This is a genomic window from Polynucleobacter sp. 35-46-11 (genome assembly GCF_002281105.1).
The window spans coordinates 1-2,395 of the sequence record NZ_NCFJ01000396.1 but is presented as its reverse complement, the minus strand read 5'-3'; the positions used below and the strand labels follow the sequence as shown (position 1 = coordinate 2,395).

Below are 2,395 nucleotides of genomic sequence, written 5' to 3'. Positions count from 1 at the left end.
AATTATCGAAATAGTGTTTTTTATGTATTTTTGCTAATTTTGTGGATTTTGAACAATTACTAGAACCAGAGAGATAGTCTGAGACATCCCCGCCCTCACCTTCCGATGCGGCGCTGAGTTTCCCCATTCCACACATGCCCCAATTACTAGATAAAACCATTGAAATTCTGAGCCACCGACATCTGCGTGGCCCCAATATGTGGAGCTACAACCCTGCTCTTGAAGTTTTGATCGATATTGGCGATCTAGAAGACTATCCATCCGACTTAATTCCCGGTTTCTACGATCGTCTTTGCAAATGCCTTCCAAGCTTGCATGAACATCGCTGCAGCTACGGAGAACCCGGTGGGTTTTTAAAACGTGTTGAAGAAGGCACCTGGCCTGGACACATTCTTGAGCATCTGACCATTGAGCTGCAAAATTTAGCTGGTATTGCAGGCGGCTTTGGTAGAGCTCGTGATGGTGGTCGCCGAGGCGTTTACAAAGTCATTGTGAGTGCCACTGAAGAAGCGGTGACATTGCAAGCGTTTAAGTTTGCGCGTGACCTCCTCCTCACCCTCATTCAAGATAATGGTGATGCCATTACTCTACGAGAGCAGATCATTGAAGAACTTCGTGATTTAAGTGACGATCTCTGCCTAGGCCCCAGTACAGCCTGCATTGTCAACGCTGCTACTGTTCGAGAAATTCCTTACATCAGGCTGTCTAGTGGCAACTTAGTTCAACTCGGATATGGCTCCAAGCAGCGACGTATTTGGACAGCAGAAACCGATCAAACTAGTGCCATCGCAGAAACTATTTCGCGCGATAAAGATCTGACTAAGAGCTTGCTCGCAAGCGCGGGGGTTCCAATCCCTGAAGGTAGAGTTGTCACAAGTCCTGATGATGCTTGGGAAGCCGCACAAGATATTGGCTTACCAGTAGTGGTGAAGCCGATTGATGGCAACCATGGTCGTGGCGTATTTATCAACCTTTATACCCAGCAAGAAATCGAAGCGGCCTACGCTGTAGCAATTAATGAAGGTAGCGAGGTTTTAGTTGAGCGCCACATCATTGGCGATGAACATCGCTTGTTAGTAGTCGGCAATAAAGTAGTGGCAGCCGCGAAAGGGGAAACAGTTTGGATCACCGGTGATGGCAAGCATACTGTGCTTGAACTTATTCAAATTCAGATTAATTCTGATCCACGACGTGGCACGACCGAAGAGTGCCCTCTCAACCCAGTTCGGATCGATTCTGCAGTTGAGCTAGAGCTGGCTCGCCAAAAACTAACTGGTGACAGTATTCCGGCGGTTGATCAAAAAGTATTGATTCAAAGTAATGGCAATGTGGCATTTGATGTGACTGATTTAGTTCACCCTGAAGTAGCCCACCAAGTAGCTTTGGCTGCACGCGTTGTAGGACTTGAAATTGCGGGAATTGACCTCGTTGCACAAGATATTAGTAAGCCACTAGAGTCACAGAACGCTGCCATTGTTGAAGTGAATGCAGGTCCAGGCTTATTGATGCACTTAAAACCTGCCAGCGGCACTCCACAACCTGTCGGCGAAGAAATTGCAAACCATCTCTTTCCTCCAGGATACGATTTCAGAATTCCAATCGTTGGTATTAGCGGTAATTCCGGAAGAACTATCGTCGCTGAAATGGTTGCCCACTTTATTAGATTGACTAATGTGCATGTTGGACTCTCTACCAATCTTGGTCTGTACTTTGGTAACCGATTGATCAAAAAAACCTCTTCTTCCCATTGGGAAAATGCACGACGCACTCTTCAAAATAGAGCGATTGAAGTTGCCGTCCTTGAGAATGACAATGCATCCTTATTACTAGAGGGTCTCGCATATGATCAATGCCAGGTTGGGGTCGCCCTCAATATTGATCCACTCAAACTCTTTCCTGAACATAACATCAGCGAAGAAGATCAATTATTTAATGTAGTGCGCACCCAAGTTGATGTCGTATTACCTACTGGCACCAGCGTATTAAATGCAGATGACCCAATGATTATCAAAATGGCTGAGCTCAGTAAAGGTGAAGTCATGTACTTCTCTCAAGAGCCAAACTCTCCTGTAGTCACTGCTCACCAAGAAAAAGATGGTCGCTCAATTATTGTGAGTCCATCTGTAATTACGCTCAAGCAAGGCAAGGTAGACAAGTTGGTGATTCCAATTCCTCCGGCTGTGAAGGAGTCATCTCTTGAATGGTCTCCACACTTAAGCCTTGCAGCATCTATTGGTGCAGCTTGGGCTTTGGATATTCCGTTCAATGTTATCGAAGCTGGAGTTGAAACATTTGTTTCTAGCTCCAATATTCCAGCAGGGGTTTAATTGGAAATCACCCGTATTCGCATGTTGCGCGGCCCAAATTTATGGAGCCGCCATACCGCCCTAGAGGC

General features: G+C 46.1%; 1 protein-coding gene. It reads left to right on the top strand.

Annotated elements, in window-relative coordinates; genetic code table 11:
* Nucleotides 1-134: 134 nt before the first annotated feature.
* A complete protein-coding gene (gene cphA / locus B7Y67_RS15430; protein WP_293599395.1) occupies nt 135-2,327 on the top strand; it encodes a cyanophycin synthetase in 2,193 nt (730 codons plus the stop codon).
* Nucleotides 2,328-2,395: the final 68 nt, after the last annotated feature.